This window comes from Rhizobacter sp. P5_A1 (genome assembly GCF_056400745.1).
Genome location: NZ_JBFUKR010000035.1, coordinates 12,088 through 37,337, shown reverse-complemented (window position 1 = coordinate 37,337; position 25,250 = coordinate 12,088). Strand labels below are relative to the sequence as shown.

Genomic DNA, 25,250 nt, shown 5'->3' with positions numbered 1-25,250 from the left:
CCCACCCATCACGAAGCCGGGCAGGCGGCGCCGCTCGCGATCCAGGCCTCGATCAGCTGGCCGAACTGCGCCTGCGTGCCGGGTGCCGGCGCGCGGTTGGCGCCGGGGTTCCAGGCCCAGCCGACGAGCGCGTCGTGGCCCATGTGCTCCTGGATCTGCGCCAGCGATTTGCCGCCGTTGCGCTTGCGATCCTTGACCTGCGCGCAGATCTGGCCGAGCGACTTGCCCTGCCACGCCATCGTGAGCGGCGCGAGGTGCCATTGCGGATGGCCTGGCACGCCGGCGGGCGCGAAGTTCGCGCCCTGGTGGCAGGTCATGCAGCGCAGCGCGGTGGCGCCCATGTTCGCCTGGCCGCGCACGACCATCGGCTGGTGCAGGTGCATGTCGTCGCCCTGCGTCGGGCGGTCGCCGTTCGGGTGGCAGTTCTGGCAGCGCGGGCTCAGGATCACCTTGCCGGCCTCGGTGAACAACGCGCGCGAACGCTCGGTCTTGTCGGCGATCGATTCGAAGCTTTGCGGGCTGCGCAATTCGCTCGTCTGGCCGAGCGCGGCGCCGGCCGCAAGGCAAGCCAGAAGGGCCACTCCGACAGTGGTAACAGGAGGTAGCGTGGGTCGCATCGATGGTCTCCCGCACGTTTTTCGAAGCGCGAGCATACTGCCGCTCTCGGTTTTTTACAGGAGCCTGCGATGCCTGTTTCGCTCAACGTCAATGGCCAGCTCCGCGAGCTCGATGTCGACCCCGAAACACCGCTGCTGTGGGTCATCCGCGAAGACCTCGGCCTGACCGGAACCAAGTACGGATGTGGCGTTGCGCAGTGCGGCGCGTGCACCGTGCATGTCGACGGCGACACGATGCGCTCATGCGCTGCGCCGGTCGGCGCGCTCGCGGGCCGCAAGGTCACGACGATCGAGGGGTTGTCGTCGCGCGCCGCGAAGGCCGTGCAGAAGGCCTGGGTCGATCTCGATGTCGTGCAGTGCGGCTATTGCCAGTCGGGCCAGATCATGTCGGCGACCGTGCTGCTCGAGCAGAAGCCGAAGCCGACCGACTCCGACATCGATCACGCGATGGCCGGCAACATCTGCCGCTGTGCGACCTACCAGCGCATCCGCGCCGCGATCCACGCGGCGTCGAAGCAGCTGGCCGCTTGAGGAGGACGCACGATGCACCCGCTGATGCAAGCCATGAACTCCCCGGCGCGGCGCGCGCTGTTCGACGCCGCATCGGGCCTGCCGCCGGTCGCCGTCGCCGGTGTCGGCGTCACGCGGCGCGCCGTGCTCGCCGGTGCCGGCAGCGGCCTGCTGATCGCCGTCGGCGGCCTGTTGCCCGGCCGCGCGCAGGCGGCGGTGCCCGGTGCCGAGGGCGCGGCCAGCGGCCCGCTCGCGCCGAACGCGTTCGTGCGCGTCGGCACCGACAACCTGGTCACGATCGTCTGCAAGCACCACGAGATGGGCCAGGGCAACACGACCGGCCTGGCCTCGATGGCGGCCGACGAGCTCGATGCCGACTGGACGCTGGTGCGCACCGAGTACGCGCCGTCGAACGCCAAGCTCTACGCGAACCTCGCGTTCGGCGACATGCAGGGCACCGGCGGGTCGACGGCGATCGCGAACTCGTACCTGCAGATGCGCACGGCCGGCGCGACCGCACGCGCGATGCTGGTCGCCGCCGCAGCGCAGGCCTGGCAGGTGCCGGCCGGCGAGATCAAGGCCGAGAAGAGCGTGCTGAGCCACGCCTCCGGCAAGCGCGCGAGCTACGGCGAGATGGCCGCCGCCGCCGCGCAGCAGACGCCGCCCGAGAAGCCGGTGCTGAAGACGCCGGCGCAGTTCACGCTGATGGGCAAGGCGCGCGCGACGCCGCGTGTCGATTCGCCGTCGAAGTGCAACGGTACCGCCGTCTACACGATCGACGTCAAGCTGCCGGGGCTGCTGACCGCGGTCATCGCATGGCCGCCGTCGTTCGGCGCGAAGCTGGTGTCGTTCGACGCCGCAGATGCGAAGAAGGTCAACGGCGTGACCGATGTCGTGCAGGTGCCCGAAGGGGTCGCGGTCGTCGCGAAGGGCACCTGGGCCGCGCTGCAGGGGCGGCGCGCGCTGAAGGTGGTGTGGGATGAAGCCGAGAGTGCGAAGCTCGACTCCGACGCGCTGCTCGCGCAGTACCGCACCCAGGCCGCGCAGCCCGGCAAGGCGTTCGCGCGCCCGGCCGAGGGCCAGGCCGCGCCGGCGCCGGCCGCGAAGACGGTCGAGGCGGTCTACGAATTCCCGTTCCTCGCGCACGCGACGATGGAGCCGATGAACTGCGTCGCGTGGCTGCACGACGGCGAGCTCGAGACCTGGAGCGGCCACCAGTTCCCGACCTTCGACCACATGTTCGCCGCGAAGGCGGCGGATCTGCCCATGGAGAAGGTCAGGCTGCACACGCTGGTCTCGGGCGGCAGCTTCGGCCGGCGCGCGAATGCGTGGAGCGACTTCACGGTTGCCGCGGTCAATGTCGCGAAGGCGATCGACGGCCGCGCGCCGGTGCGCCTGCAGTACTCGCGCGAGGACGACATGGGCGCGGGCCTGTACCGGCCGATGTACGTGCACGCGGTCAAGGCCGGCCTCGATGCGCAGGGCCGCATCAGCGGCTGGCAGCACGCGATCGTCGGCCAGTCGATCCTTGCCGGCACCGCGATGTCGATGCTGATCAAGGACGGCATCGATTCGACCTCGGTCGAAGGCGTCTCGCCGACGCCCTACGCGCTGCCGATGATGAGCGCCGACCTGCACTCGCCCGAGCTCGCGGTCAAGCCGCTGTGGTGGCGCTCGGTCGGCAACACGCACACCGCGTACGTGATGGAAACGATGATGGACGAGCTCGCCCGCGCTGCGGCCAAGGACCCGCTCGCGTTCCGCCTCGCGCTGCTCGGCAAGAGCGAGCGCGCCGCCGGCGTGCTCAAGCTCGCGGCCGCGAAGGCCGGCTGGGGCAAGCCGGGCCGCGCCGGCTTCGCGCAGGGCATCGCGATGCACGAATCCTTCGGCTCGTTCGTCGCCCAGGTCGCCGAGGTCTCGATGAAGGGCGGCAAGGTCAAGGTCGAGCGCGTCGTCTGCGCGGTCGACTGCGGCGTGCCGGTCAACCCGGACGTGATCCGCGCGCAGATGGAGGGCTGCATCGGCTTCGCGCTCGGTGCGCTGTACTACGGCGAGATCGACGTGAAGAACGGCCGCGCCGCGCAGCGCAACTTCGACACCTACAAGTCGCTGCGCATCCACGAGATGCCGAAGGTCGAGGTCTACATCGTGCCGAGCACGGCCGAGCCGAGCGGCGTCGGCGAGCCGGGCGTGCCGCCGCTCGCGCCGGCGGTCGCGAACGCGGTCGCGCGCCTGGGCGGGCCGAAAGTGCGGCGCCTGCCGTTCAGCCGCGCCGGGCTGGTCGCGGCCTGAGCGGCCTGATCTCGTAACGTCGGCGCGCCGCCCGGCGCGCTGGTAAGGACGCCGCCTACAGCCGTGCGGCCACTCGGCCGATTCTGCGCCGCCCGGGCGAACCCGAAGCTGGGCTCACCCGGTGCGGGCGGTCGTGCGCCGTCTGCGGTGGCAACGCACATCAAGGAGATCCATCGTGCTCTACACACTCGTCGTCGTCCTGCTGGTTCTGTGGCTGCTCGGCCTGGTGACCTCGTTCACCGCGGGTGGCCTGTTGCACATCCTGCTCGTCGCCGCGGTCGTCGTGCTGATCTACCAGCTCGTCACCGGCCGGCGCGGCGTGTAGCGAGCGAGCCTGGAGGAACCCCGGGCGCGAAAGACGGTCAGAGTCTTCTGCGGGCCGCTGCTCCCCGCGCGGCGCGGTGCCCGGCCCGCGAGGAGAGTTCCGATGACCAGCATCACCCGCAAGACCGCCGGCCGGATCGCCGTTCAAACCCTCGTGATCGCTTGCGCATCGCTGGCGCTGGCCGGCACCGCGCAGGCGCAGCACCACGGCAGCTTTCATGGCGGTGGCGGTCATTTCGCGCACGGCGGCGGCGGTCACCACCACGGCGGCAGCGGGTGGGTCTGGGGCGGCCTCGGGCTGGGCCTCGGGCTCGGGCTGGCGAGCTACTACAACACCTATCCCTGGTACGTCGTCGATCCGGGCTACGTGATCGTCGATCCGCCGGTCGTCTACGAGAACGTGCGCCCGATCTACGGCACCCCGGTCCCGGCGCGCTCGGCGCAGCCGGTGATCTATCCGCGCAACGGCCAGAGCGCCGCGAAGACCGACGCGGATGCCAATGCCTGCAGCCAGTGGGCCGGCCAGCAGCCGAACGCGACGACCGACGCCAGCGTGTTCCAGCGCGGCATCGCGGCCTGCATGGATGCGCGCGGCTACACGGTGCGCTGAAATTGACGACCCCAGGCCGCGTCTCGTCGCCGAGCGCCGCGAACACCGCCGCCGAGACGCGCAGCGCCGAGGTCTTCAGCGCCGCCTTCGGCGCCCTAGCCGGCGTCGACATGCTGCTCGTCGTCGGCTCGTGCGAGTAGTCGCCAGCGCATCGAGAGCCGGCGCTCGGGTTCGATCTCGACGATCTGCGCGTTGAAGACCAGGTGCTCGTAGCCGGGCACCGTGAAGCGCCCGCCGAAACGTTGCATGTATCGCATCAGCGGGAAATGGCTGGAAACCTGGCGCCGTTCGGCTCCAGCGGCAAGCGCAAACCATTCGTCAGGTAGCTGACGGTTCGGTAGAAGCCGGCCAGCATCAGCAACTCGATCATCGCCTCCTCGGCGAAGCTCGCGCGCAGCGATCGCCACAGGTCGTCGTCGATCGAGCTGTCGCGATGCAGGGCGTCGCACAGCTGCAGCAGCACCCGATCGTCGGCGCTCCAGCAGGCGTCGTCGGGGCCGCCGTGAACGAGCGAGTGGGTCTGCTGCGGCGTCAGCCCGATGCGTCCTCCGAAGAGCGCGATGTGAACGCCCCATTCGTACTCGGACCGGCAAAGCGCCGTGGTTCGATCGATGACGATCTCCCGTTGCCTGAGCGTCAAGTGGCCGCGGTCGAGCAACCCGGCGGCGAAGAACTTGGTGAACAGGCGCTCGTCGCGCGCCAGGCTCGTGAACAGCACGAGAGGCGGAACGCCGGGTGGCATCGTTCGGTCGAGCCAACCCTGCACAGCCGCGCTGAAAGGCGCCTGCGCCGGCGCAATGCGTGAAGTCGCCATTTCTGCCGCCTGCTACAGTTTCGATAGCACATCGTAGGCAGGCTGCTATGAAAAGTAAAGCAAGCGTTCCGGCGCTCGGTCGCCCGGTTCGCGGCTCCAGGACGGGCCGCCCCATCATGGTGGCGCTCGACCTGCTCGGGCGGCGCAGCGCGTTGCGGGTCCTGTGGGAGTTGCGGGGCGACGCGATGACCTTCAGGGCGCTGCAGGAAGCCGCCGAGACGAACCCCAGCCTGCTGAACACGCGGCTGAAGGAGCTCCGCACGGCGGGACTGGTCGAACACGCGGGCGCCGGCTATTGCCTGACGGGCTCCGGGCAAGACCTGCTGCGCGCGATCCAACCCTTGTCAGAATGGGCACATCGCTGGGGAACCGCCCTTGCGCCCAAGAGATAGGACCGTCCGCATGCAAAGAAGCCATCTGCTCGCCGTGGTGCTGAGCGCTCTGACGATCTCCGCACAGGCGGCCGATCCGACTTACTTCAGGTTCAGCGAACTGCTCGAATCGGGCTCGGCGAAGGACCTTCTGGATGATCCCTCGGTGAAGCTGTATTGGGGCGGGCAGCCGACGCCGGACTTTGCCGAAGTGGCGCGCCCGGATACCTACACCCGATCGAGCATCAGCATCAGCCCGTTCGGGGGTTCCCGGCGGCACTGTGTCGAGGCCTTCGAGAAGGCCCTGAATGCCATGGTCGCCGAGGCCCGCGCTCGCGGGTACGACGCCGTCATCGACATTCGGGCCGCCCGCGACGGGAAGCCTTCGGACGATCCGGCAGGCTTCAGTTGCAAGCCGGGCTACAAGACGACCGAGGTGCCGATGATCGGCGCGTTCGCGATGACATCGGCCGCGATGCAACGCGCGGCCGAGGCGGAGGAGCGCTCGGCCAGGCCTCCCGCCCGGCCGCCGGTGGCCGGAGCCGTCTTCGTGCCGCTGGATGCGATCCTGAGCTCTCCCGAGGCCACGGCCATTCTCGGTCCAGACATCGCTGCCCACTGGGGCATCAAGGCGCCGGCGTACAGCCAGCGCCATGGTCCCGACGAGTACGCGGAGGAAGCCGACATCGGAAAGCTTCGCCACGAAGACGCCTGCAAGCAGGCCGTGCTCAAGACCTTGAGTTCCATGGCTCAGGAAGCCAGGACGAGAGGCTTCGATTCGATCGTCAAGATTCGCAGCCATCTCAATGGGCAGTTCGCCCCGGTCGCCACGGACGTCGAATGCCAGCTGGGCAAGAAGACCGCCAGCGTCGCCTTGCAGGCCTCGCTGGCAATCAGGAAGTAGCGCGGAGGTTCGACCACTCGATCGACCCGGCACCTATTCGAGCTTGCCGATGCGGCGCACCGCCTGCGTCATGACCGCGGCATCGGCGTCCCAGTAGCTCTGGAACTCCGGTGCATCGAGGTATTCGATCGGGCTGCCCGCCTTCGTGACGACCTGGCGCACGGCAGGATCGGAAGCGACCTTCGCGGCCGCCTTGCGCAGCCGCTGCACGATCTCGTCGGGTGTCTTGCTCTGCACGAACAGGCCCGACCACTGTGCGAAGCGCACCGCGTAGCCGGCCTGCGTCAGGCTGGGCACGCCGGGCAGCGACTCGAGCGGACGCTCGCCCCAGTGCGCCAGCGCGCGCAGCTTGCCGGCCTGGATCTGCTGCACGACCGTCGACGGCCCGGTCGCGAGCGCGTCGACCTGCCCACCGAGCAGCGCGACGATCGCGGGCCCGGCGCCGGTGTACGGGATGTGCGTCATGCGGATGCCGGCCGCGGCCTTCAGCATCTCCATCGGCACGTGCATCGTGCCGTAGTTGCCCGAGCTGCCGTAGTTGTACTTGCCGGGGTGGCCGCGCAGGTCGGCGACGAACTCGGCCAGCGTGCGCCACGGCGCATCGGCGCGCACGACGAGCACGGTCGGGTCGGCGGTGAAACGCGCGATCGGCCTGAAGTCGGCGAGCCGGTAGGCGGGCTTGCGTTCCAGGATGCGATCGGCCTCGGGCAGGATCGAGATCGACGACAGGCTCAGCAGCACCGTGTAGCCATCGGCCGGCGCGCGCGCGGCCTGCCCGATGCCGAGCGCGCCGCCGGCGCCGGCATGGTTCTCGACGACCACGGCCTGCCCGAGTTCCCGGCCCAGCGCCTCGGCGACCGGCCGCGCGACCGTGTCGGCGACACCGCCGGGCGGGAACGGCACGATCATCGTGTTCGGCTTGCCCGGGTACGCGGCCTGGGCACGGGCCGGCGCCGCCGGCAGCAGCGCGGCGCACAGCGCAAACAAGAGCGACAGCAGCAACGACGACGCGTGGCGCGCGTGGCGATCGAACATGGGTCGTCTCCGGGAGGGGTCGTCGTGCCGCGTCAGACGAAGCGGTTCTCGATCGCGCCGAGGCCGTCGATCTCGATCCGGACCACGTCGCCGTGCTTCAGGAACGTGGGCGGCGCCAGGCCCATGCCGACACCGGCCGGCGTGCCGGTCGCGATCACGTCGCCGGGGTACAGCGTGATGCCGCGCGAGCAGGTCTCGATCAGCGTCGGGATGTCGAAGATCAGGTCGCTCGTCAGCGCGTCCTGGCGCAGCGCGCCGTTGACCCAGCAGCGCACGCGGGTGCGCGCGCCGTCGAACGCGTCGGCGCTGACGATCCACGGCCCCATCGGGCAGAAGGTGTCGAAGCTCTTGCCGAGGTCCCATTGCTGGTGGCGCATCTGCACGTCGCGCGCGGTCACGTCGTTGACGATCGTGTAGCCGAACACGTGGCGCAGCGCATCGGCGCGCGCGATGTCGCGCCCGCCGGTGCCGATCACGAGCGCGAGTTCGGCTTCGTAGTCGATCTGCGTCGAGACCGCGGCGCTCGGCATGCGCACCTCGTCATGCGGGCCGATCACGCACTCGGGCACCTTCGTGAAGACGATCGGCCAGGTCTCGGTGTCGGGCGCATTGGCCTTGAAGACCGAGGCCGACAACTCCTTCGCATGCGCGCGGTAGTTGCGGCCGACGCAGAACAGGTTGCGACGCGGCCGCGGCAGCGGCGCTTCGAGCGTCACGCGCGCCAGCGCGATCGGCGTGGCGCGGCTCGTCGGCGGCGCCGCGCCGTTCGCGATCGCGTCGATGATGGCCTGCACGGCGCCCTCGGCCTCGATGGCGCCGAGCGCCAGTGGCGTGATCCAGTGGCCGTCGTCGCTGACGAGGCCGACCTCGCGGCGACCGTTCGTTCGGTAGGTGGCGATGCGCACGAGACGCTCCCGATGGGTTTGACCAAATGCTACCAATCGCGGACCAATCGAACAAGCGTGGAAGCCGCAAGGGTCGCGGTCCGGCCGATGGCTTGGTACGATGGCAGCCGCGTTTCGACCCGCCATTCCGAGCCCATGGACACCGCGCTGGCCCTGCGAGAAGCGATTCTCGAGAACCTCACGTCCCGCAAGTGGCGGGCGGGCCACCGCATTCCGACCGAGCGCGAGCTGAGCGGCCAGTTCGGCCTGAGCCGATCGGCGGTGCGCCGCGTGCTCGCCGACATGAAGGACAAGCGCCTGATCACGCAGACGGTCGGCAGCGGCACGTATGTCAGCGAACAGGTCAACGAGGCGCTCGCGGCGGCCGCGAACCGCGCCGGCCAGCTGCCGACCAGTCCCGCCGAGCTGATGAGCGCCCGGGCCGTGCTCGAGCCGGCGATCGTCGCGATGGTGATCGGCCATGCCACCTCGCTCGACTTCGCGCGCATGACCGAGTGCTGCGACAAGGCCGAGGCCGCGAAGACGCTGGAGCAGTTCGAGCACTGGGACGCGCTGCTGCACGAAGCCATCGCCGACGCTGCGCACAACGGCTTCATCTCGAAGGTCTTCCGCCTGATGAACCAGGTGCGCGCGCAAGCCGAGTGGGGCGCGCTGAAGCGCCGCAGTGCGACGCCCGAGCGGCGCCGCGAATACCAGCACGAGCACCGTGCGCTCGTCGCCGCGCTGCAGGACCGCGACGGCCCGCGCGCGACCGAACTCTGCCTCGCGCACCTCACGCACGTGCGCCGCAACCTGCTCGGCGACTGAGGCCGCGCCGGCCCCGCGCCCCGGCAGGGACAAACCCGCTGTCGGATTGACCGCCGCCAGGCCGCTGGCTATATTGGCCCGGCTCGGCGCGCGCGCTGAACCAATTGAAACCAATTGGCCGCGCGGACCGCCGGTTCGCGTGGAGACCACCATGATCGCTACCCCGGGGGCCGGTGCACCGCGCCGCGCTGCGATCGCACTGCTGGCCGGCCTCGCGCTCGGCGCGTCCGGCGCGCTGGCGCAGGAGTACCCGAGTCGCCCGGTGCGCGTGATCGTGCCGTTCGCGCCCGGCGGCCCGGCCGATGTCTACGCGCGCTTCATCGCGAACAAGCTGCAGGAGTCGCTGGGCCAGAGCTTCGTCGTCGACAACCGGCCCGGCGCCGGTTCGATCATCGGCACCGACGCGGTCGCGAAGAGCGCGCCCGACGGCTACACGCTGCTGCTGATGTCGAACACGCACACGGTCAACGAGTCGCTGATCCCGAACAAGCCGTTCCAGCTGATGCGCGACTTCACGCCGATCGCACCGATCAACGAGTCCGACCTGGTGCTGGTCGCGCGCAGCGGGCTGCCGGTCGGCAACCTCGCCGACCTGCTGAAGCTCGCGAAGGCCCGGCCCGGCGCGCTGACGTATGCCTCGTCGGGGCCCGGCACGCCGTACCACATGGCCGGCGAGCTGTTCAAGGCGCTGGCCGGGGTGTCGATCCTGCACATCCCGTACAAGGGCAGCTCGGGCGCGCGCACCGACGTGCTCGGCGGCCAGGTCGACCTGATGTTCGACGCGGTGCCGACGATGAGCGAGCACGTGCGCGCCGGCAAGGTCAAGGCGCTCGGCACGACCGGCCTGACGCGCTCGGCCGTGATGCCCGAGCTGCCGACCGTCGCCGAGGCCGGCGTGCCGAAGTACGAGGCGACGATCTGGCTCGGGCTGATGGCGCCGAAGGAAACGCCGCCGGCGATCGTCACGCGCTTGAATGCCGAGGTCGGCAAGATCGTCGGCAACCCCGAGGTCGCGAAAAGCTGGAAGTCGCAAGGCGCGACGCCGATCGTGATGGGCGTGGCCGAATTCACGCGCTACCTGAACGACGACATCGCGAAGTGGGCGCACATCGTGAAGATCTCGGGCGCGAAGGCAGAGCAGTGACCGACACCGTCAGCGTCCTGTGCGCAGGTGCCGTGCAGGGCATCGTGAAGGCCTTGCATGCGCGCTTCGAGCGCGCGACCGGCGCGCGCCTGCAGATGCGCTTCGGCGCGGTCGGCGCGATGAAGGAGGCGCTGCTCGGCGGCGAGCCTTGCGACGTGATGATCGTCACCGACGCGATGGTCGTCGCGCTGCAATCGACCGGTGAGCTGGGCCTGCGGCCGCGTGCGCCGCTCGGGCGCGTGCGCACCGGCATCGCGGTGCGCAACGGTGCCGCGCGGCCCGAGATCGCGACGCCGCAGGCGCTGAAGGCGGCGCTGTCGGCCGCGCGCGCGATCTACTTTCCCGACCCGCAGCGCGCGACTGCCGGCATTCACTTCGCGTCGGTGCTCGAGCGGCTCGGGATCGGCGCGGCACTTGCGCCGCGGTTGCGCAGCTTCCCGAATGGTGCGACCGCGATGCGAGAGCTCGCGGCGAGCCGCGCGCCCGGCGCGATCGGCTGCACGCAGATCACCGAGATCCTGTACACGCCCGGCATCGCGCTGGTCGGTGCGTTGCCCGACGAATTCGAGCTCGTGACTGTCTACACCGCGGCCATCGCGGCACGCGCCGCGCAGCCGGTGCTCGCACAGCGCTTCGTCGATCTGCTCGCCGGGCCGGCAACGCGGCAGATGCGCGCCGACGGTGGTTTCGAGTTCGATTGACGCGTGCTCGACACGATCGAGAATCCGGAATCCCGAGAAAGAAGGAGAGTGTCATGGACCGTCGTTCGATCCTGAAGACCGGCAGCGCCGCGCTCGGCGGTGCCCTCGCGGCCGGCTGCGCATCGGTTGCGGCCGACGGCAGCGCGCCGCGCAGCCCGTTCAAGGTCGCGAGCATCACGCTGCCGATCGCCGGCTCGACCGAGGTGTTCCCGGTGCGCCGCATCTACTGCATCGGGCGCAACTACGCGGCGCACGCACGCGAGATGGGCTCCGACCCGACGCGCGAACCGCCGTTCTTCTTCCAGAAGCCGACCGACGCGGTGCAGTTCGTCGCGATCGGCACGGTCGCCGATCACCCGTACCCGTCGCTGACGAAGAACTACCACTACGAGCTGGAGCTGGTCGCGGCGCTGAAGTCGGGCGGCACGAACATCCCGATCGACCAGGCACTGCAGCACGTCTACGGCTACGCGATCGGGCTCGACATGACGCGCCGCGACCTGCAGCGCGGCATGGGCGACCAGAAGAAGCCCTGGGAGATCGGCAAGAGCTTCGACATGTCGGCGCCGATCGGGCCGATCCACCCGGTCGCGCTGACCCAGCACATCACGAAGGGCCGCATCGAGCTGAAGGTGAACGGCCAGACCAAGCAGCTCGCCGACCTGAGCTACATGATCTGGAGCGTCGCCGAGCAGATCAGCAAGCTCAGCGAGGCCTTCGAGCTGAAGGCCGGCGACATCGTCTACTCGGGCACGCCTGAGAATGTCGGCCCGGTCGTGAAGGGCGACGTGCTGCTCGGCCACATCGACGGGCTGCCCGAGCTGTCGGTGCGCATCGTCTGATCCGACTCGGCTGCCCTACACTGCAGCGCATGGACCGCACGCACCCTCTTGCCCCCGATCGCGCCCGCGGCGGCGCATCGGGCGCGTGCACGTCCAAATCCAAAAAACAGCGGCTCGTCTGACCGGAGCTCGCCGTTCCGTCAGATGTGTGACGGAACCGCAGCAGGTGCTCTTCCTCGACGACCCATCGCCCCTCTGCCCGCGCACCGCTGACGGTTTTCCGTTCGGTCGTCTTGGGAGCGGGAATGATGGTGACGATGAATTTTTCGGGCATCTGGGTGCCCTTGGTGACGCCGTTCGCGGCCGACGGCGCGGCGGTCGATCACGCGGCCTTGCGCGGGCTGGTCGAGCGCTGCGCGGAGGCCGGCGTGGCCGGCCTCGTCGCGCTCGGCACGACCGGCGAGCCGGCGGCGCTCGATGCGGCCGAGCAGGACGCGGTGCTCGCGACCGTCCTCGACGCAGCGGGCGATGCGCTGCCGGTGCTCGTCGGCCTCGCGGGCAACCACGCGCCGAGCCTCGCGGCGCGCGCGAAGCAGCTCGGCGCGCTGCCGATCGCCGGCCTGCTGGTGCCGGCGCCCTACTACGTTCGGCCCTCACAGGCCGGCATCGCCGAGCACTTCACGCGGCTCGCCGACGCGAGCGCGGTGCCGCTGGTGCTCTACGACGTCCCGTACCGCAGCGGCGTGAGCATCGCGCTCGACACGCTGCTCGCGCTCGCCGCGCATCCGAACATCGTCGCGATCAAGGATTGCGCGGCCTCGATCGACACCACGCTGGCGCTGATCCGCGACGGCCGGCTGCAGGTGCTGGCCGGCAACGACATCGAGATGTTCGCGACCCTGTGCGCCGGCGGCAGCGGCGCGATCGCGGCGTCGGCGCATCTGCGGCCGGACGCGTTCGTCGCGCTGCATCGGTCGCTCGCCGAGGGCCGCCTGCACGAGGCGCGCGCGGCATGGCATGCCTTGGGGCCGCTGATCGGCGCACTGACGGCGGAGCCCAACCCGGCGCCGGTGAAGGCCGCGCTCGCGCAACTCGGCCTGGTCGACGACGTGCTGCGCGCGCCGATGACGCGCGCGACTGCGGCGCTGCGCGAGCGGCTCGCGGAGCTGCTGTCGGCATCCGCTGACAGCGGGTCGCGTCGCAGTCCGAGACGACGACTCAGGCCGATCGACGACGATCGACGCAGGCAAAGGAGCATCGCCATGGCGACCCACACCCCGCACAAGCCGCACCGAACCCTCCCGGAGTTCGCGGAAGACGATCCGGAACCCGGCATGCTGCCGGTCGAGCCCGACACCGGCCCGGTGCCGCCGGCGATCCCGGAAGACCCCGAGCACGACCGCGTCGTCGACCCCGAGGCCTGACGCATCGACGGCGCTGGCCCGAGTCGGCTAGAGCGCCCGCACCGGCAGGCACAGCTGGCAAGCGAACGCGCCGGTCTTCGGGTCACCGTCGATCTCGGTGCCGTAGGCCTCGACCGACGGGCGGTCGTCGGCCTGGTGGGCGCTGCGCGGATCGGAGCGCGCTGACTCAGCGTCGAACCATCATGCCGAGTCGCCGCGGGCGCCGCGCGCGCCGAATCCGAAGCCTGCTCACCAGTGATGCCATGCCCCCGACGCGTGTCCCGCGTGCAGCCCGTCGCGCTCGTGGCGCTGCGCTTCGCGGCGCGCCAGCGCGCGCGCCTGCAGCCGTTCCGGCGCGCCGATGTCGGCCAGCGTGCGCGCGTCGAGTTCGAGCAACTCGTCGTGATGCGTCTGCGGCGTCGGCGCGCCCCGCCGCCAGTGCCGCGCGAACCATTGGCGCAGCGCCGATGCGCCGGGCCAATGGCCGGCGCCAGGCGGCCACACCGGCGGATTGCGCAGCTTGATCGTCAGAGGGTTCATCGAGGGCTCCTGATCGTGTATGGTCAGCATAGGTGCCCAGCCACTGGGATGGAATCGATTCATTCAGGACAGTCTGGTCAGTAATGCCTACCAACACGATGCGTCTTCCGCTGCAGACCCTGCCCGCGTTCCGCGCCGTCGCGCGGCTTGCGAATCTGCGCGCCGCGGCCGCCGAGCTGCACCTGACCCACAGCGCGGTGAGCCAGCAGATCAAGCTGCTCGAAGAACAGCTCGGCTTCCAGCTCTTCGACCGGCCGGGCCGCCGCATCGCGCTGAATGCCGCCGGCGCGGCGCTGCTGCGCGCGATCGAGCCGGCGCTGACGCAGATCGACGACGGCATGCGCGCGGCGGCAGCCGCCGCGGGCGGCGCGCAGCACCGCATCCGCGTCACCTCGCTGCCGTCGTTCGCGCAGCGCTGGTGGCTGCCGCGCATGGCGGCGTGGCGCGAGCGCCATCCCGAGATCGCGATCGAGCTGCACACCTCGCAGCAGATTGTCGACCTGCAGCGCGAGGGCTTTCATGCGGCACTGCGCCAGGGCAACGGGCAGTGGCGCGGCGTCGATGCCGAACGGCTGATCGATTCACCGCTGATCGCGGTCGGCTCGCCGAGTGCGGCGCGGCGCCTGCTCGGCCACCCGGCGGCCGCGCTCGCCGACGAACCGCTGCTCGGCGACTCGAGCGTCTGGGAAAGCTGGTTCGCGCTCGCCGGCGTGCGCTGCCGCGTCAACCCGGTCGCGAGCTTCAACGACGCCGGGCTGATGTTGCAGGCGGCCGAGCAGGACCTGGGCCTCGCGCTGGCCCGCGAGCTGCTCGTTGCCGACGCGCTGCGCGACGGGCGGCTGATGCGGCTGTCGACGATCGCGCTGTCGAAGGACCAGGCCTACGCGCTGTGGTTCGCCTACCCGACCGGGCTGCGCGAGTGGCCGCCGCTGTGCGCATTGCGCGCGTGGCTGCTCGAGGAGCTGCAGCGCTCGGAGCGTGGGCTGCGCGCGCAGGGCGCGGGCGAAGGCACTGCCCCGCCCGCGAAGCGCTCAGCGCGGCGTTGAGGCGCCCGCAGCGCCGGCGTCGGTCATCGCGGCCGCGCGTTCCAGCAGCAGCTCGCGCTCGCGCCGGTTGCGCGTGATCCCTGCCGCGCGCTCGAACTCGGCGCGCGCCTCTGCGCGGCGCCCGAGCTTCGCGAGCAGGTCGCCGCGCACGCTCGGCAGCCAGTGGTAGTTGGCCAGGCGCGGCTCGGTCGTCAGCGCATCGGCGATCGCGAGCCCGGCGGCGGGGCCGACGGCCATGCCGACCGCCACCGCGCGGTTCAGCTCGACGACCGGCGACGGCGCGACCTGCGCGAGCGCGTCGTACAGCGCGACGATGCGCGGCCAGTCGGTCGCCGCGGCCTCGGGCGCGCGCGCATGGCAGGCGGCCAGCGCGCCCTGCAGCGCATAGCGGCCCTGCGCGCCGCCGAGCGCCTCGGCGCGCGCCAGCGCCGCGAGGCCGCGGCGGATCAGCAGCGGATCCCAGCGGCTGCGGTCCTGGTCGAGCAGCAGCACCGGCCGGCCCTGTGCATCGGTGCGGGCGTGCGCGCGCGAGGCCTGGATCTCCATCAGCGCGACCAGCCCGTGCGCTTCGGGCGCGTCGGGCACCAGCCCGGCGACGATGCGGCCGAGACGCAGCGCCTCGGTGCACAGCGCCGGGCGCATCCAGTCGTCGCCGGCGGTCGCCGAATAGCCTTCGTTGAAGACGAGGTAGATCACCTCGAGCACCGAGGCGAGCCGCGGCGCCAGCGCGTCGGCGCGCGGCACCTCGAACGGCACCCCGGCCTCGCTCAGCGTGCGCTTCGCGCGCACGATGCGCTGCGCGATCGTCGCCTCCGGGACGAGGAAGGCGCGCGCGATCTCGTCGGTCGTCAGGCCGCCGAGCAGCCGCAAGGTCAGCGCGACGCGCGCGTCGGTCGAGAGCACCGGATGGCAGGCGGTGAAGACGAGCCGCAGCAGGTCGTCGCCGATGTCGTCCTGCCGGGCCGCGTCGAGCGCGTCGACGAAGTCGGGGACGACATGCGCCTGCATCGCGTCGAGGTCGGCGCCGAGTTCCTCGCGCTTGCGCGCGTGCAGCGCATCGGCCCGCAACCGATCGAGCGCGCGGTTCTTCGCGGTGGCCATCAGCCAGGCGCCGGGGTTGTCGGGCAGGCCGTCGTCGGGCCAGTGTTCGAGCGCGGCGACGAGCGCGTCCTGCGCGAGCTCCTCGGCGACGCCGACATCGCGCACCAGGCGCGCGACGTGGGCGATGACCTTCGCCGATTCGATGCGCCAGACGGCGTCGATCGCACGGTGCGCGGCCTGCTTGGCGGCTTGCGTCATGTGCGGGTCACATGGCCTTCGGCGCGGCGGCCATGTCCATGTAGCCGAGCTCCCAGATGTGGCCGTCGAGGTCTTCGAAGCCGTGGCCGTACATGAAGCCGTGGTCTTGCGGCGCGCGCGGCGCGGTGCCGCCGGCCGCGACGGCCTTCGCGACGATCGCGTCGACCTCGGCGCGGCTCTGGCACGACAGGCAGATCAGCGCCTCGGTCGTCTGGGTCGCATCGGCGATCGGCTTGCCGGTGAAGCCCTTGAAGAACTCCTTGACGAGCAGCATCGCGAAGATGTTCTCGCCCAGCACCAGGCACGCGCCCTGGTCGTTGGTGAATTGCGGGTTGAACGTGAGGCCGAGGCGCTCGAAGAAGGTCTTGGACATCGGCAGGTCGTTGACCGCCAGGTTGACGAAGATCTGCTGGTGCATGGTGTGCCCTTTCGGGGTGGGTGGTGAGCGGGCCTACTTGCGCGGCCCGGTGTTCGCCTCGCGCGAGGATTCGACCGATTCGGCCGGCGCGAAATCGTCCATCTCGTAGAGCGGACGCACCTCGATCTCCGAGGCCGCACCCTCGCCCATCGGTGCCGGGAAGCGCCGCGCCCACTCCATCGCCTCTTCGCGCGAGCGCACCTGGATCAGCGTGTAGCCGGCGATCAGCTCCTTGGTCTCGGCGAACGGGCCGTCGACGATCGCACGCTTGCCGTCGCTGCCGTAGCGAATGCGCCAGCCCTGCGCGCTCGGCTTCAGGCCGTTCGCGTCGAGCAGCACACCGGCCTTCTGCAACTCCTCGTGATAGCGCTCCATCGCGGCCATCACGGAGTCGTCTTCCGGGAACACGCCGGCCTCGGTTTCGGGCGTGGCCCGGACAATGATCATGTAGCGCATTGCCGTCTCTCCTTGCAGGGCTGGGCGGAGCAGGTTCATCCGGCTCCTGTGGCTACGACGCGCGAGCGGTCCGCGAATCGACACCGGCCCGCGTCGATCGCCTCGCGTTTCAGGCCCAGCAGGGGCCGGTCTCGCGAACCTCGACCGTGCACCAGCCCGCGGCCGGGCACTCGGCGGCGATCGCGAGCGCCTCGTCGCGGGTCTTGCAATCGAGCAGGAAGAACCCGCCGATCATCTCCTTCGCTTCGGCGAACGGGCCGTCGACCAGGCTCGTGCGACCGTCGCGCACCTGCACGCGCGAGGCGTTCTTGCTGGACACCAGCGACTCGACCGCGCGCAGTACCCCGCGGCGTTTCAGATCTTCGGCGAAGCCGAGCATCTGCGCGTACACGGCCTTGCCGGCCTCCAGCCCACGCTCGTCGCGCTGCGCAGGCGGCTCCATGATCAACAGCATGTAGGTCATCGGTTCTCCTGAGGTTCTTCTGCGTGTGCAGCACGGCATTCTGCCGCCGCTGACAGAATGCCCCGACTTGCAGATCAGGAGTTTCGAAATGTCCACGACACCACCCCGCGTCGCGATCGTCACCGCCGGCGGCAGCGGCATGGGCGCGCATGCGGCGCGCACGCTGGCGCGCGACGGCTACCGGCTCGCGATCCTGTCGTCGTCCGGCAAGGGCGAGGCGCTTGCCGACGAGCTCGGCGGGCTCGGCATGACCGGCTCGAACCAGTCGCCCGACGACCTCGCGCGGCTCGTCGACCGGACGATGGCGCGCTGGGGCCGCATCGACGTGCTCGTCAACAGCGCCGGCCACGGCCCGAAGGGTCCGCTGCTCGCGCTCGGCGACGACGACTGGCAGCGCGGCATGGAGATCTACCTGATGAACGTCGTGCGGCCGACGCGGCTGGTCGCGCCGATCATGCAGCAGCAGCGCTCGGGCTCGATCGTCAACATCTCGAGCTTCGCCGCGTTCGAGCCCGATGCCGCGTTCCCGACCTCGGCGGTGTTCCGCGCCGGCCTCGCATCGTTCACGAAACTCTTCGCCGACCAATACGCGCCCGACAACGTGCGCATGAACAACGTGCTGCCGGGCTTCATCGACAGCCTGCCCGAAAAGGACGGCATCGCCCGGCGCGTGCCGATGGGCCGCTACGGACGAATGGAAGAGGTCTCGGAGCTGATCGCTTTTCTCGCCTCCGACCGGTGCGGCTACCTGACCGGGCAGAACATCCGCGTCGACGGCGGCATCACGCGCTCGGTGTAGCCGGCGCTCATGCGGCTCAGATCGGCGAGACGACCGGCTCGCCGGCGAAGTGCCGCGTCGCGTTCTCGATGAAGCGCTCCAGCGTGGCCTGATGCGCCTCGGGTGACGAGCCGGCGGTGTGCGGCGTCAGCACGACGCTGTCGAATCCCAGCAGCTCGGCCGGCGGCTCGGGCTCGCTCTCGTACACGTCCAGCCCGGCGCCCTTGATGCGGCCGGCGCGCAGCGCGTCGGCCAGTGCGACGGTGTCGACGACGCTGCCGCGCGCGATGTTGACGAGGTAGCCGGTCGGCCCGAGCGCGGCCAGCACGGTCGCATCGATCAGGTGGCGCGTCGCCGCGCCGCCCGGCGTGGCGACGACCAGGAAGTCGCACCACTGCGCGAGCGCGACGACGCTGTCGAACCAGCGATGCGGCACGTCGTCACGGCGCGTGCGCGTGGAATAGCCGATCGCCATCTCGAAGCCGGCGCCGCGCTGCGCGATCTTGCGGGCCGCGTGCGGCGACCGCAGCGGCACGCTGCGCGTCGTCGGGCGCGTACAGCATCTCGAATCGGGCGGCGATCGCCGCGAGGGCGGCGCGCGGCATCGTGATCAGGACCAGCAGCAAGGGCTTCATGCGGGCGATTCTGGCGTGCCTTGTCGACCGCGGCCAGCAGAGTCGGCGCGCATCCCTTATCGTGCGTCGACCATTTCAACCGACGTGTCGCGACGATGATCGATCTCTACTACGCCCCCACGCCCAACGGCCACAAGATGACGCTGTTCCTCGAAGAGGCCGGCCTGCCGTACACGATCCATCCGGTCAACATCGGCAAGGGCGATCAGTTCAAGCCCGAGTACCTCGCGATCTCGCCGAACAACAAGATCCCCGCGCTGGTCGACACCGAGCCGGCCGGCGGCGGCGCGCCGATCGCGATGTTCGAATCCGGCGCGATGCTGCTGTACCTCGCCGAGAAGATCGGCCGCTTCATCCCGGCCGACCTGCGCGGCCGGGTCGAGGTGCTGAAGTGGCTGTTCTGGCAGGTCGGCGGCCTCGGGCCGATGGCAGGGCAGAACGGGCATTTCAACGCGCACGCGCCGGAGAAGATCGGCTACGCGATCACCCGCTATGTCAACGAGACGAACCGCCTGTACGGGGTGCTGGACCACCAGCTCGCCGGCCGCGAATTCGTCGCCGGCGCGTACTCGATCGCCGACATGGCGATCTACCCGTGGATCGTTCCGCACGCGTCGCACGGCCAGGCGCTCGAAGACTTTCCGGCGCTGCAGCGCTGGTTCGACGCGATCGCGAAGCGCCCGGCGACGATCAAGGCCTACGGCGAGGCGAAGGATGTCTACGCGCGCAGCCAGACGCCGATGACCGAAGCGTCGCGCAAGATCCTGTTCGGGCAGACGGCCGCGGCACTCAGGCGCTAGACGAGACTGGCTTCACGGCCCTCAGCCTGCGCACCAGCGCGTCGACCGGCGCGCCGAGGGCCGGCGGCGACAGCTCGCCGGCGAGCGCGCCCTGCACGAGGCGCGCGAGCGTGCCGGGCTGCGGCGTGATCGTGCCGAAGAAGAGGGCCTGCGCGCCGCGCGCGATCAGCAGCGTCGGGAAATTCTCGACATCGAGGTCGTCGACCAGCTCGGCGTCGTCCTCGATGTCGATCCACGCGAACGTCGCCGCCGTGCCGGCCTCGGCCGCGGCGGCATCGAAGGCCGCGCGGTAGTCGCGGCACACGCCGCACCAGCCGGCGCACAGGCACACCACGCGCAAGTCTTCTTCGTCGTTCATCCGCGCAGTGTGCCGCGGGCCGCGCGGCGCCGCTGGCGTGGGCCTTAGCCGAAATCCTGGATTCGATTCCACGGATATCCAAATTCCGAATCGATGGTTCCGTCTCTGCGGCGCGCCGACTAACCTGCGCGGCCCATGCCTGCCGTCCTGACCGCTCCAACGCTTCCCGCCACCGCAGCGGCATCGCCGCGCCGCAAGCCGCGCCGCGTGTTGCCCGGCTTCGGGCTGTCGCTGGGCTGGACGATCACGTACCTGTCGCTGATCGTGCTGATCCCGCTGTCGGCGGTGTTCTTCAAGACCTCGACCCTCGGCTGGGAGGCGTTCTGGAACATCGTCAGCGCGCCGCGCGTCGTTGCGTCGTATCGGCTGAGCTTCGGCGCGTCGCTGCTTGCGGCGGCGATCAACTCGGTGTTCGGGCTGCTGCTCGCCTGGTCGCTGGTGCGCTATTCGTTCCCGGGCAAGCGATTCGTCGATGCGCTGATCGACCTGCCGTTCGCATTGCCGACCGCGGTCGCCGGCATCGCGCTGACGGCACTGTACGCACGCAACGGCTGGCTGGGCGGGCTGCTCGAGCCGCTCGGCATCGAGGTCGCGTTCAAGCCGCTCGGCGTGCTGGTGGCGTTGGTCTTCATCGGCCTGCCCTTCGTCGTGCGCACCGTGCAGCCGGTGCTCGAAGACATCGACACCGAGCTCGAGGAGGCCGCTGCGAGTCTCGGCGCGCAGCGCTGGCAGACCTTTCGGCACGTCGTGTTCCCGATCCTGACGCCGGCACTGCTGACCGGCTTCGCGCTCGCGTTCGCGCGCGCGGTCGGGGAGTACGGCTCGGTGATCTTCATCGCCGGCAACCTGCCGATGGTCTCGGAGATCACGCCGCTGATGATCATCACGAAGCTCGAGCAATACGACTACGCCGGCGCGACCGCGATCGCGACCGTGATGCTGGTCGTCTCGTTCGCGCTGCTGCTCGGCGTCAACGGCCTGCAGGCCTGGAGCGCGAAGGCGCGCGGCGTCGGTGCCGGGCGGGGCAAGGGATGACCGGCGCCGTTGCCACGCTGGCCGCGCCGAAGGTCTTCGCCAGCGTGCAGCGCTTCGAGTCCAGCCCCGCGACGCGCGAAACGCCGTGGGTCAAGTGGACGATCCTCGCGCTCGGCCTGGCCTTCTTCGCGCTGTTTCTGCTGCTGCCGCTGGTCGCGGTCTTCTTCGAGGCGTTGCGCAAGGGTGCCGCCGTCTACCTCGCGGCACTGACCGAGCCCGATGCGATCTCGGCGCTGCGGCTCACGCTGCTCGCCGCGCTGATCGCGGTGCCGCTGAACCTGGTCTTCGGTGTCTGGGCGGCGTGGCTGGTGAGCAAGTTCGACTTCCGCGGCAAGAGCGTTCTCGTCACCTTGATCGACCTGCCGTTCTCGGTCTCGCCGGTCGTCGCCGGCCTGATCTACGTGCTGATGTTCGGCGCCCAGGGCTGGTTCGGACCGTGGCTGCAGGCGCATGACCTGAAGATCGTGTTCGCGGTGCCGGGCATCGTGCTGGCGACCGTGTTCGTGACCTTCCCGTTCGTCGCGCGCGAGCTGATCCCGCTGATGGAGGCGCAGGGCCGCGAGGAGGAAGAGGCCGCGACGGTGCTCGGCGCGTCGGGCTGGCAGACCTTCCGGTACGTGACGCTGCCGAACGTCAAGTGGGGCCTGCTGTACGGCGTGATCCTGTGCAACGCGCGGGCGATGGGCGAGTTCGGCGCGGTCTCGGTCGTCTCCGGGCACATCCGCGGGCTGACGAACACGCTGCCGCTGCACGTCGAGATTCTGTACAACGAATACCAGTTCGCCGCGGCCTTCGCGGTGGCCTCGCTGCTCGCGCTGCTCGCGCTGGTGACGCTCGGGCTGAAGACGCTGGTCGAGTGGCAGCAGGGCCGCAGCCAGAACGACATCGACGAGGGAACACCGGCATGAGCATCCAGGTCCGCAACATCCACAAGTCCTTCGGCGACTTCACGGCGCTCGGCGACGTCAGCGTCGACTTTCCGACCGGCGAGCTGGTCGCGCTGCTCGGCCCGTCGGGCTGTGGCAAGACGACGCTGCTGCGCATCATCGCCGGCCTAGAGACTGCTGACCGCGGCAGCGTGCTGCTCGATGGCGAGGACGCGTCGGACACCCACGTGCGCGAGCGCCAGGTCGGCTTCGTGTTCCAGCACTACGCGCTGTTTCGCCACATGACGGTGTTCGACAACGTCGCGTTCGGCCTGCGCGTGAAGCCGCGCAAGCAGCGGCCGAGCGAATCGGCGATCCGGCGCAAGGTGCACGAGCTGCTGAACCTGGTGCAGCTCGACTGGCTCGGTCGCAGCTTCCCGCCGCAGCTCTCGGGCGGCCAGCGCCAGCGCATCGCGCTCGCGCGGGCGCTCGCGGTCGAACCGCGCGTGCTGCTGCTCGACGAGCCTTTCGGCGCGCTCGACGCGAAGGTGCGCAAGGAGCTGCGCCGCTGGCTGCGCCGGCTGCACGACGAGCTGCACATCACCAGCGTCTTCGTCACGCACGACCAGGAAGAGGCGCTCGAGGTCGCCGATCGCGTGGTGCTGATGGACCACGGCCGGGTCGAGCAGATCGGCTCGCCGACCGAGGTCTACGAGCGGCCCGCGACGCCGTTCGTCTACGGCTTTCTCGGCGCGTCGAACCGCTTCCCGGGGCATGCCCCGGGCGCGCTCGGCTTCGCGCGGCCGCACGAGGTCGCGATCGCGACGCAGCCGGTCGGCGACGGCGTCGCGGCGGCGGTCAGCCGGGTGCTGAGCTTCGGCGCTGCCAGCCGCGTCGAGCTGACCGGCACCGACGACCAGCATTACGAGGTCGAGCTCGCGCGCGAACGCGCCGACGCGCTGGCGCTGCAGCCCGATCAGCGCGTCTGGCTCGTGCCGCAGCGCCTGCATGTCTTCGAAAACGGCATCATCGCGCGATGAACTTCCAGCAACTGCGCATCATCCGCGAGGCGGTGCAGCGCAACTTCAACCTGACCGAGGTCGCGAACGCGCTGTTCACGTCGCAATCCGGCGTCAGCAAGCACATCCTCGACCTCGAGGACGAACTCGGCATCGAGCTCTTCGTGCGCAAGGGCAAGCGCCTGACCGGGCTGACCGAACCGGGCAAGGAGCTGGTCGGCATCGTCGAGCGCATGCTGATCGACGCGAAGAACATCAAGCGCCTGGCCGAACAGTTCGCGAACCGCGACGAAGGCAGCCTGACGATCGCGACCACGCACACGCAGGCGCGCTATGCGCTGCCGCAGGTCGTGCGGCGCTTCACGCGCGCGTTCCCGAAGGTGCATCTGGTGCTGCACCAGGCGAGCCCGGCCGAGATCGTCGCGCTGCTGCAGTCGGGCGAGGCCGACATCGGCATCGCGACCGAGGCGCTGGCCGGCGGCAACGCGTTCGCGAGCTTCCCGTTCTACGACTGGCACCACCTGGTCATCGTTCCCGAAGGCCATGCGCTGACGCAGTTGCCGAAGCTGACCTTGCAGGCGCTCGCCGAACACCCGTTGATCACCTACCACGCCGGCTACACCGGCCGGCCGCGCATCGATGCGAGCTTCGCCGAGGCCGGCCTCGCGCCCGACGTCGTGATGGCGGCGCTCGATGCCGACGTGGTCAAGACCTACGTCGAGGTCGGCATGGGCGTCGGCATCATCGCGTCGATGGCCTTCGACCCGGTGCGCGACGCCGGGCTGACGAGCCTCGACGCCTCGCACCTGTTCCCGCCGAACACGACGCGCATCGCAGTGCGGCGCGGCCATTACCTGCGCGGCTATGCGTACCGCTTTCTCGAAGAGTGCTCGCCGGCGTTGACGCAGGCGGTCGTGAAAGGCGCGCTGGACGCGGAGTGATTACGCCGCCGGTGCCGCCGCAGCGCGAGGCGCTGCACGCTTCGGCCCCATCAGCGGCAGCAGCAGCAGCACGATCATCCCGGCCGCCGCGTCGAGCGCGAGCGTCGCCGGGTAGCCCCAGCGCACGATCGCCTGCCCCTGCCACCAGGCCGTGTAGGTGATGACCAGGTTCGACAGCGCCATGTACGCGGTGAACTGGGTCGCCGCGACGGCCTTTGTCGTGACATCCATGAACAGCGCGCTGCGCACGCCGTAGTACAGGCCCTGGAACACGCTGAACGAGATGCTCGCGATCCAGAAGGTGGCGACCAGCGCGGCCGAAGGCTGCGGCCGCGCTGCCTGGCGCAGCTCGACCGGCATGATCCAGTGCGCCTGCCACATGGTCCACGCCAGCCAGATCGTCGGCAGCGCGGTCAGGAAGATGAACAGCGCCAGCATGCGGCGCCGGCCGAAGCGGTCGGAGAGCCAGCCGCCGGCGACGCAGGCGACCGCGAAGACCACGGTCGACGCGAGGTTGAGCTGCGCGATCTCGTTGTCGCTCAGGCCGAGCTCGACGGCAAGGTTCGATTGCAGCGCCAGGCTCAGCGCATAGGCGCCGCAGGGCAGCAGCGCGACGACGAGCCCGACCAGCGCCGCGCGCGAGCCGGTGAACGCACGCCACGAATCGTGCACGAACGCGAGCAGCTCGCGACCGATCGCGGCGGCCGTGCCGCCGGCGGGTTTCGGTTGCGGCGCACGCGCCGGCTCGTTCAGCGGCAGCACGACGAACACCGTGACGCACAGGATCGCCGCGATCACCAGCAGGTAGCTGGTGCCGAACGGCACGACCCCCGACAGGAACAGCACGCCGGCACCACCGACCGCCTGGCCGATCGACGCGCCGGCGAACATGAAACCGTTCGCGGTGCCGCGCTCCGGTTCGGGCAGCACGCCGACCGCGAGCGCGTCGATCGCGACGTCCATCGTCGCCGCGCAGGCGTTGTGCAGGAAGATGATCGCGGTGAACAGGCCGAGCTGGCCGACGAAGTCGATCGGCATCGCGATCAGCAGCGTGCCGACCATGCCGAGCTGCATCATCAGGATCCACAGGCGCCGCCGGCCGAAGCGGTCGGAGCTGAGCGTGTCGACGAACGGCCCCACGATCCACTTGAAGGCCCATGGCAGGTACAGCGAGCCGACGAACGCGCCGATCGCCGCCGGGCCGAGTTCCTGGCGCCGCATCTGCGTCGCGATCGCGGTGGCCGTGAAGCCGAGCGGGATGCCCTCGGTGGCGTAGAGCAGGAAGAACGCGACCAGCCGGCCGGTCCGGGTCGACAGCAGATCGGGAAGAGGCAGGCGCATGGCGCGCGATGCTACCGGAGCACGCGCTCGTCTTCG

29 protein-coding genes and 3 pseudogenes are annotated in these 25,250 nt (G+C 70.3%); 18 read left to right on the top strand and 14 right to left on the bottom strand.

The genetic code is table 11. The annotated features are described in order from the left end of the window. Positions 1-8: 8 nt before the first annotated feature. Entirely contained in the window at positions 9-581 is a 573-nt protein-coding gene (locus tag AC1DTW_RS25145) for an Isoquinoline 1-oxidoreductase subunit (RefSeq protein WP_477984201.1), read from the bottom strand. Positions 582-686: 105 nt separating this feature from the next. Here AC1DTW_RS25145 and AC1DTW_RS25140 point away from each other — a divergent pair, with 105 nt between their 5' ends. From AC1DTW_RS25140 to AC1DTW_RS25125, 4 genes and pseudogenes are all read left to right on the top strand, one after another. Next, positions 687-1,148, top strand: coding sequence for a (2Fe-2S)-binding protein (locus AC1DTW_RS25140; RefSeq protein WP_477984199.1), 462 nt, complete (start codon positions 687-689; stop codon positions 1,146-1,148). Positions 1,149-1,219: 71 nt separating this feature from the next. Continuing rightward, positions 1,220-3,419, top strand: a pseudogene (locus AC1DTW_RS25135) (xanthine dehydrogenase family protein molybdopterin-binding subunit). Positions 3,420-3,594: 175 nt separating this feature from the next. Further along, positions 3,595-3,744, top strand: a complete 150-nt coding sequence (locus AC1DTW_RS25130) for a lmo0937 family membrane protein (RefSeq protein WP_477984197.1) — start codon at positions 3,595-3,597, stop codon at positions 3,742-3,744. 102 nt (positions 3,745-3,846) lie between these two features. After that, the gene (locus AC1DTW_RS25125) at positions 3,847-4,353 is read left to right on the top strand and encodes a hypothetical protein (protein ID WP_477984195.1); all 507 of its coding nucleotides are present in this window, start codon (positions 3,847-3,849) and stop codon (positions 4,351-4,353) included. Positions 4,354-4,448: 95 nt separating this feature from the next. Here AC1DTW_RS25125 and AC1DTW_RS25120 read toward each other — a convergent pair whose 3' ends face one another. Both AC1DTW_RS25120 and AC1DTW_RS25115 read right to left on the bottom strand, forming a co-directional pair. Beyond that, the gene (locus AC1DTW_RS25120; RefSeq protein WP_477984194.1) at positions 4,449-4,601 is read right to left on the bottom strand and encodes an SRPBCC family protein; all 153 of its coding nucleotides are present in this window, start codon (positions 4,599-4,601) and stop codon (positions 4,449-4,451) included. An 8-nt stretch (positions 4,602-4,609) separates the two neighbouring features. Next, positions 4,610-5,167 carry a carboxymuconolactone decarboxylase family protein gene (locus AC1DTW_RS25115; RefSeq protein WP_477984192.1) on the bottom strand — a complete coding sequence of 186 codons (558 nt, stop codon included), beginning with the start codon at positions 5,165-5,167 and terminating at the stop codon, positions 4,610-4,612. A 116-nt stretch (positions 5,168-5,283) separates the two neighbouring features. Between AC1DTW_RS25115 and AC1DTW_RS25110 the strand changes: the two genes are divergently transcribed. Both AC1DTW_RS25110 and AC1DTW_RS25105 read left to right on the top strand, forming a co-directional pair. Then, positions 5,284-5,559 carry a winged helix-turn-helix transcriptional regulator gene (locus tag AC1DTW_RS25110; protein ID WP_477984190.1) on the top strand — a complete coding sequence of 92 codons (276 nt, stop codon included), beginning with the start codon at positions 5,284-5,286 and terminating at the stop codon, positions 5,557-5,559. A gap of 10 nt (positions 5,560-5,569) precedes the next feature. Then, entirely contained in the window at positions 5,570-6,442 is an 873-nt protein-coding gene (locus tag AC1DTW_RS25105) for a hypothetical protein (protein WP_477984188.1), read from the top strand. A 33-nt stretch (positions 6,443-6,475) separates the two neighbouring features. Here AC1DTW_RS25105 and AC1DTW_RS25100 read toward each other — a convergent pair whose 3' ends face one another. Continuing rightward, positions 6,476-7,477 carry a tripartite tricarboxylate transporter substrate binding protein gene (locus tag AC1DTW_RS25100; protein ID WP_477984186.1) on the bottom strand — a complete coding sequence of 334 codons (1,002 nt, stop codon included), beginning with the start codon at positions 7,475-7,477 and terminating at the stop codon, positions 6,476-6,478. Between the two features lie 32 nt (positions 7,478-7,509). Continuing rightward, positions 7,510-8,382, bottom strand: coding sequence for a fumarylacetoacetate hydrolase family protein (locus AC1DTW_RS25095; RefSeq protein WP_477984184.1), 873 nt, complete (start codon positions 8,380-8,382; stop codon positions 7,510-7,512). Between the two features lie 135 nt (positions 8,383-8,517). Here AC1DTW_RS25095 and AC1DTW_RS25090 point away from each other — a divergent pair, with 135 nt between their 5' ends. From AC1DTW_RS25090 to dapA, 5 genes and pseudogenes are all read left to right on the top strand, one after another. Next, the gene (locus AC1DTW_RS25090; protein WP_477984182.1) at positions 8,518-9,189 is read left to right on the top strand and encodes a FadR/GntR family transcriptional regulator; all 672 of its coding nucleotides are present in this window, start codon (positions 8,518-8,520) and stop codon (positions 9,187-9,189) included. Between the two features lie 151 nt (positions 9,190-9,340). Continuing rightward, positions 9,341-10,333 (top strand): tripartite tricarboxylate transporter substrate binding protein, encoded by a 993-nt coding sequence (locus AC1DTW_RS25085; RefSeq protein WP_477984180.1) that lies wholly within the window; start codon positions 9,341-9,343, stop codon positions 10,331-10,333. Continuing rightward, on the top strand, positions 10,330-11,034 hold the full coding sequence (locus tag AC1DTW_RS25080; RefSeq protein WP_477984178.1) for a molybdate ABC transporter substrate-binding protein: 705 nt from the start codon (positions 10,330-10,332) through the stop codon (positions 11,032-11,034). Before AC1DTW_RS25085 ends, AC1DTW_RS25080 begins: the two co-directional genes overlap by 4 nt. Positions 11,035-11,087: 53 nt before the next feature. Beyond that, complete coding sequence (locus AC1DTW_RS25075) at positions 11,088-11,876, top strand: fumarylacetoacetate hydrolase family protein (protein ID WP_477984176.1); 789 nt, start codon at positions 11,088-11,090, stop codon at positions 11,874-11,876. Positions 11,877-12,124: 248 nt separating this feature from the next. Next, positions 12,125-12,985 (top strand): annotated as a pseudogene (gene dapA, locus AC1DTW_RS25070) (4-hydroxy-tetrahydrodipicolinate synthase); the annotation flags it as partial. Positions 12,986-13,468: 483 nt separating this feature from the next. Here dapA and AC1DTW_RS25065 read toward each other — a convergent pair. After that, entirely contained in the window at positions 13,469-13,759 is a 291-nt protein-coding gene (locus AC1DTW_RS25065) for a hypothetical protein (protein ID WP_477984174.1), read from the bottom strand. Positions 13,760-13,842: 83 nt separating this feature from the next. Between AC1DTW_RS25065 and AC1DTW_RS25060 the strand changes: the two genes are divergently transcribed. Next, positions 13,843-14,805: a LysR substrate-binding domain-containing protein gene (locus AC1DTW_RS25060; RefSeq protein ID WP_477984172.1), complete on the top strand. Its 963-nt coding sequence runs from the start codon at positions 13,843-13,845 to the stop codon at positions 14,803-14,805. Here the strand turns inward: AC1DTW_RS25060 and AC1DTW_RS25055 are convergent. The 4 genes from AC1DTW_RS25055 to AC1DTW_RS25040 form a co-directional block, all read right to left on the bottom strand. Further along, positions 14,791-16,104, bottom strand: coding sequence for an RNA polymerase sigma factor (locus tag AC1DTW_RS25055; RefSeq protein WP_477984170.1), 1,314 nt, complete (start codon positions 16,102-16,104; stop codon positions 14,791-14,793). The genes AC1DTW_RS25060 and AC1DTW_RS25055 overlap by 15 nt on opposite strands. A 7-nt stretch (positions 16,105-16,111) precedes the next feature. Continuing rightward, positions 16,112-16,522 (bottom strand): VOC family protein, encoded by a 411-nt coding sequence (locus tag AC1DTW_RS25050; protein ID WP_477984168.1) that lies wholly within the window; start codon positions 16,520-16,522, stop codon positions 16,112-16,114. A 33-nt stretch (positions 16,523-16,555) separates the two neighbouring features. Next, complete coding sequence (locus AC1DTW_RS25045) at positions 16,556-16,978, bottom strand: YciI family protein (RefSeq protein WP_477984166.1); 423 nt, start codon at positions 16,976-16,978, stop codon at positions 16,556-16,558. 109 nt (positions 16,979-17,087) lie between these two features. Beyond that, entirely contained in the window at positions 17,088-17,441 is a 354-nt protein-coding gene (locus AC1DTW_RS25040) for a YciI family protein (protein WP_477984164.1), read from the bottom strand. Positions 17,442-17,529: 88 nt separating this feature from the next. On the opposite strand from AC1DTW_RS25040, the gene AC1DTW_RS25035 reads away from it, so the two are divergent. Continuing rightward, positions 17,530-18,240 (top strand): SDR family oxidoreductase, encoded by a 711-nt coding sequence (locus tag AC1DTW_RS25035; protein WP_477984163.1) that lies wholly within the window; start codon positions 17,530-17,532, stop codon positions 18,238-18,240. A gap of 16 nt (positions 18,241-18,256) precedes the next feature. On the opposite strand, the pseudogene AC1DTW_RS25030 reads toward AC1DTW_RS25035, so the two are convergent. Continuing rightward, a pseudogene (locus AC1DTW_RS25030) lies at positions 18,257-18,727 on the bottom strand (NAD(P)-dependent oxidoreductase); the annotation flags it as partial. Further along, on the bottom strand, positions 18,660-18,854 hold the full coding sequence (locus AC1DTW_RS25025; protein ID WP_477984221.1) for a hypothetical protein: 195 nt from the start codon (positions 18,852-18,854) through the stop codon (positions 18,660-18,662). The gene AC1DTW_RS25025 and the pseudogene AC1DTW_RS25030, both read right to left, overlap by 68 nt. A 95-nt stretch (positions 18,855-18,949) precedes the next feature. Between AC1DTW_RS25025 and AC1DTW_RS25020 the strand changes: the two genes are divergently transcribed. After that, positions 18,950-19,654 carry a glutathione S-transferase N-terminal domain-containing protein gene (locus AC1DTW_RS25020; RefSeq protein WP_477984161.1) on the top strand — a complete coding sequence of 235 codons (705 nt, stop codon included), beginning with the start codon at positions 18,950-18,952 and terminating at the stop codon, positions 19,652-19,654. On the opposite strand, the gene AC1DTW_RS25015 is transcribed toward AC1DTW_RS25020, so the two are convergent. Next, complete coding sequence (locus AC1DTW_RS25015) at positions 19,644-20,012, bottom strand: thioredoxin domain-containing protein (RefSeq protein WP_477984159.1); 369 nt, start codon at positions 20,010-20,012, stop codon at positions 19,644-19,646. The genes AC1DTW_RS25020 and AC1DTW_RS25015 overlap by 11 nt on opposite strands. A gap of 135 nt (positions 20,013-20,147) precedes the next feature. Between AC1DTW_RS25015 and cysT the strand changes: the two genes are divergently transcribed. From cysT to AC1DTW_RS24995, 4 genes are read left to right on the top strand one after another with little or no spacing between them, the layout of a single operon-like run. Next, on the top strand, positions 20,148-21,047 hold the full coding sequence (gene cysT / locus AC1DTW_RS25010) for a sulfate ABC transporter permease subunit CysT (RefSeq protein ID WP_477984157.1): 900 nt from the start codon (positions 20,148-20,150) through the stop codon (positions 21,045-21,047). Continuing rightward, positions 21,044-21,955 (top strand): sulfate ABC transporter permease subunit CysW, encoded by a 912-nt coding sequence (gene cysW / locus AC1DTW_RS25005; RefSeq protein ID WP_477984155.1) that lies wholly within the window; start codon positions 21,044-21,046, stop codon positions 21,953-21,955. Before cysT ends, cysW begins: the two co-directional genes overlap by 4 nt. Continuing rightward, positions 21,952-22,953, top strand: coding sequence for a sulfate/molybdate ABC transporter ATP-binding protein (locus AC1DTW_RS25000; protein WP_477984153.1), 1,002 nt, complete (start codon positions 21,952-21,954; stop codon positions 22,951-22,953). Before cysW ends, AC1DTW_RS25000 begins: the two co-directional genes overlap by 4 nt. Further along, the gene (locus AC1DTW_RS24995; protein WP_477984151.1) at positions 22,950-23,873 is read left to right on the top strand and encodes a CysB family HTH-type transcriptional regulator; all 924 of its coding nucleotides are present in this window, start codon (positions 22,950-22,952) and stop codon (positions 23,871-23,873) included. Before AC1DTW_RS25000 ends, AC1DTW_RS24995 begins: the two co-directional genes overlap by 4 nt. On the opposite strand, the gene AC1DTW_RS24990 is transcribed toward AC1DTW_RS24995, so the two are convergent. Beyond that, entirely contained in the window at positions 23,874-25,214 is a 1,341-nt protein-coding gene (locus tag AC1DTW_RS24990) for an MFS transporter (protein WP_477984149.1), read from the bottom strand. Positions 25,215-25,250 lie beyond the last annotated feature (36 nt).

What these genes read in the sequence shown, in the direction of transcription:
- AC1DTW_RS25140 (WP_477984199.1), top strand. Translation starts at nt 687, where the DNA reads ATGCCTGTTTCGCTCAACGTCAATGGCCAGCTCCGCGAGCTCGATGTC.
- AC1DTW_RS25125 (WP_477984195.1), top strand. Translation starts at nt 3,847, where the DNA reads ATGACCAGCATCACCCGCAAGACCGCCGGCCGGATCGCCGTTCAAACC.
- AC1DTW_RS25120 (WP_477984194.1), bottom strand. Translation starts at nt 4,601, where the DNA reads ATGCAACGTTTCGGCGGGCGCTTCACGGTGCCCGGCTACGAGCACCTG.
- AC1DTW_RS25115 (WP_477984192.1), bottom strand. Translation starts at nt 5,167, where the DNA reads ATGGCGACTTCACGCATTGCGCCGGCGCAGGCGCCTTTCAGCGCGGCT.
- AC1DTW_RS25110 (WP_477984190.1), top strand. Translation starts at nt 5,284, where the DNA reads ATGGTGGCGCTCGACCTGCTCGGGCGGCGCAGCGCGTTGCGGGTCCTG.
- AC1DTW_RS25105 (WP_477984188.1), top strand. Translation starts at nt 5,570, where the DNA reads ATGCAAAGAAGCCATCTGCTCGCCGTGGTGCTGAGCGCTCTGACGATC.
- AC1DTW_RS25100 (WP_477984186.1), bottom strand. Translation starts at nt 7,477, where the DNA reads ATGTTCGATCGCCACGCGCGCCACGCGTCGTCGTTGCTGCTGTCGCTC.
- AC1DTW_RS25090 (WP_477984182.1), top strand. Translation starts at nt 8,518, where the DNA reads ATGGACACCGCGCTGGCCCTGCGAGAAGCGATTCTCGAGAACCTCACG.
- AC1DTW_RS25085 (WP_477984180.1), top strand. Translation starts at nt 9,341, where the DNA reads ATGATCGCTACCCCGGGGGCCGGTGCACCGCGCCGCGCTGCGATCGCA.
- AC1DTW_RS25075 (WP_477984176.1), top strand. Translation starts at nt 11,088, where the DNA reads ATGGACCGTCGTTCGATCCTGAAGACCGGCAGCGCCGCGCTCGGCGGT.
- AC1DTW_RS25065 (WP_477984174.1), bottom strand. Translation starts at nt 13,759, where the DNA reads ATGAACCCTCTGACGATCAAGCTGCGCAATCCGCCGGTGTGGCCGCCT.
- AC1DTW_RS25060 (WP_477984172.1), top strand. Translation starts at nt 13,843, where the DNA reads ATGCCTACCAACACGATGCGTCTTCCGCTGCAGACCCTGCCCGCGTTC.
- AC1DTW_RS25055 (WP_477984170.1), bottom strand. Translation starts at nt 16,104, where the DNA reads ATGACGCAAGCCGCCAAGCAGGCCGCGCACCGTGCGATCGACGCCGTC.
- AC1DTW_RS25050 (WP_477984168.1), bottom strand. Translation starts at nt 16,522, where the DNA reads ATGCACCAGCAGATCTTCGTCAACCTGGCGGTCAACGACCTGCCGATG.
- AC1DTW_RS25045 (WP_477984166.1), bottom strand. Translation starts at nt 16,978, where the DNA reads ATGCGCTACATGATCATTGTCCGGGCCACGCCCGAAACCGAGGCCGGC.
- AC1DTW_RS25040 (WP_477984164.1), bottom strand. Translation starts at nt 17,441, where the DNA reads ATGACCTACATGCTGTTGATCATGGAGCCGCCTGCGCAGCGCGACGAG.
- AC1DTW_RS25035 (WP_477984163.1), top strand. Translation starts at nt 17,530, where the DNA reads ATGTCCACGACACCACCCCGCGTCGCGATCGTCACCGCCGGCGGCAGC.
- AC1DTW_RS25025 (WP_477984221.1), bottom strand. Translation starts at nt 18,854, where the DNA reads ATGAAGCCCTTGCTGCTGGTCCTGATCACGATGCCGCGCGCCGCCCTC.
- AC1DTW_RS25020 (WP_477984161.1), top strand. Translation starts at nt 18,950, where the DNA reads ATGATCGATCTCTACTACGCCCCCACGCCCAACGGCCACAAGATGACG.
- AC1DTW_RS25015 (WP_477984159.1), bottom strand. Translation starts at nt 20,012, where the DNA reads ATGAACGACGAAGAAGACTTGCGCGTGGTGTGCCTGTGCGCCGGCTGG.
- cysT (WP_477984157.1), top strand. Translation starts at nt 20,148, where the DNA reads ATGCCTGCCGTCCTGACCGCTCCAACGCTTCCCGCCACCGCAGCGGCA.
- cysW (WP_477984155.1), top strand. Translation starts at nt 21,044, where the DNA reads ATGACCGGCGCCGTTGCCACGCTGGCCGCGCCGAAGGTCTTCGCCAGC.
- AC1DTW_RS25000 (WP_477984153.1), top strand. Translation starts at nt 21,952, where the DNA reads ATGAGCATCCAGGTCCGCAACATCCACAAGTCCTTCGGCGACTTCACG.
- AC1DTW_RS24995 (WP_477984151.1), top strand. Translation starts at nt 22,950, where the DNA reads ATGAACTTCCAGCAACTGCGCATCATCCGCGAGGCGGTGCAGCGCAAC.
- AC1DTW_RS24990 (WP_477984149.1), bottom strand. Translation starts at nt 25,214, where the DNA reads ATGCGCCTGCCTCTTCCCGATCTGCTGTCGACCCGGACCGGCCGGCTG.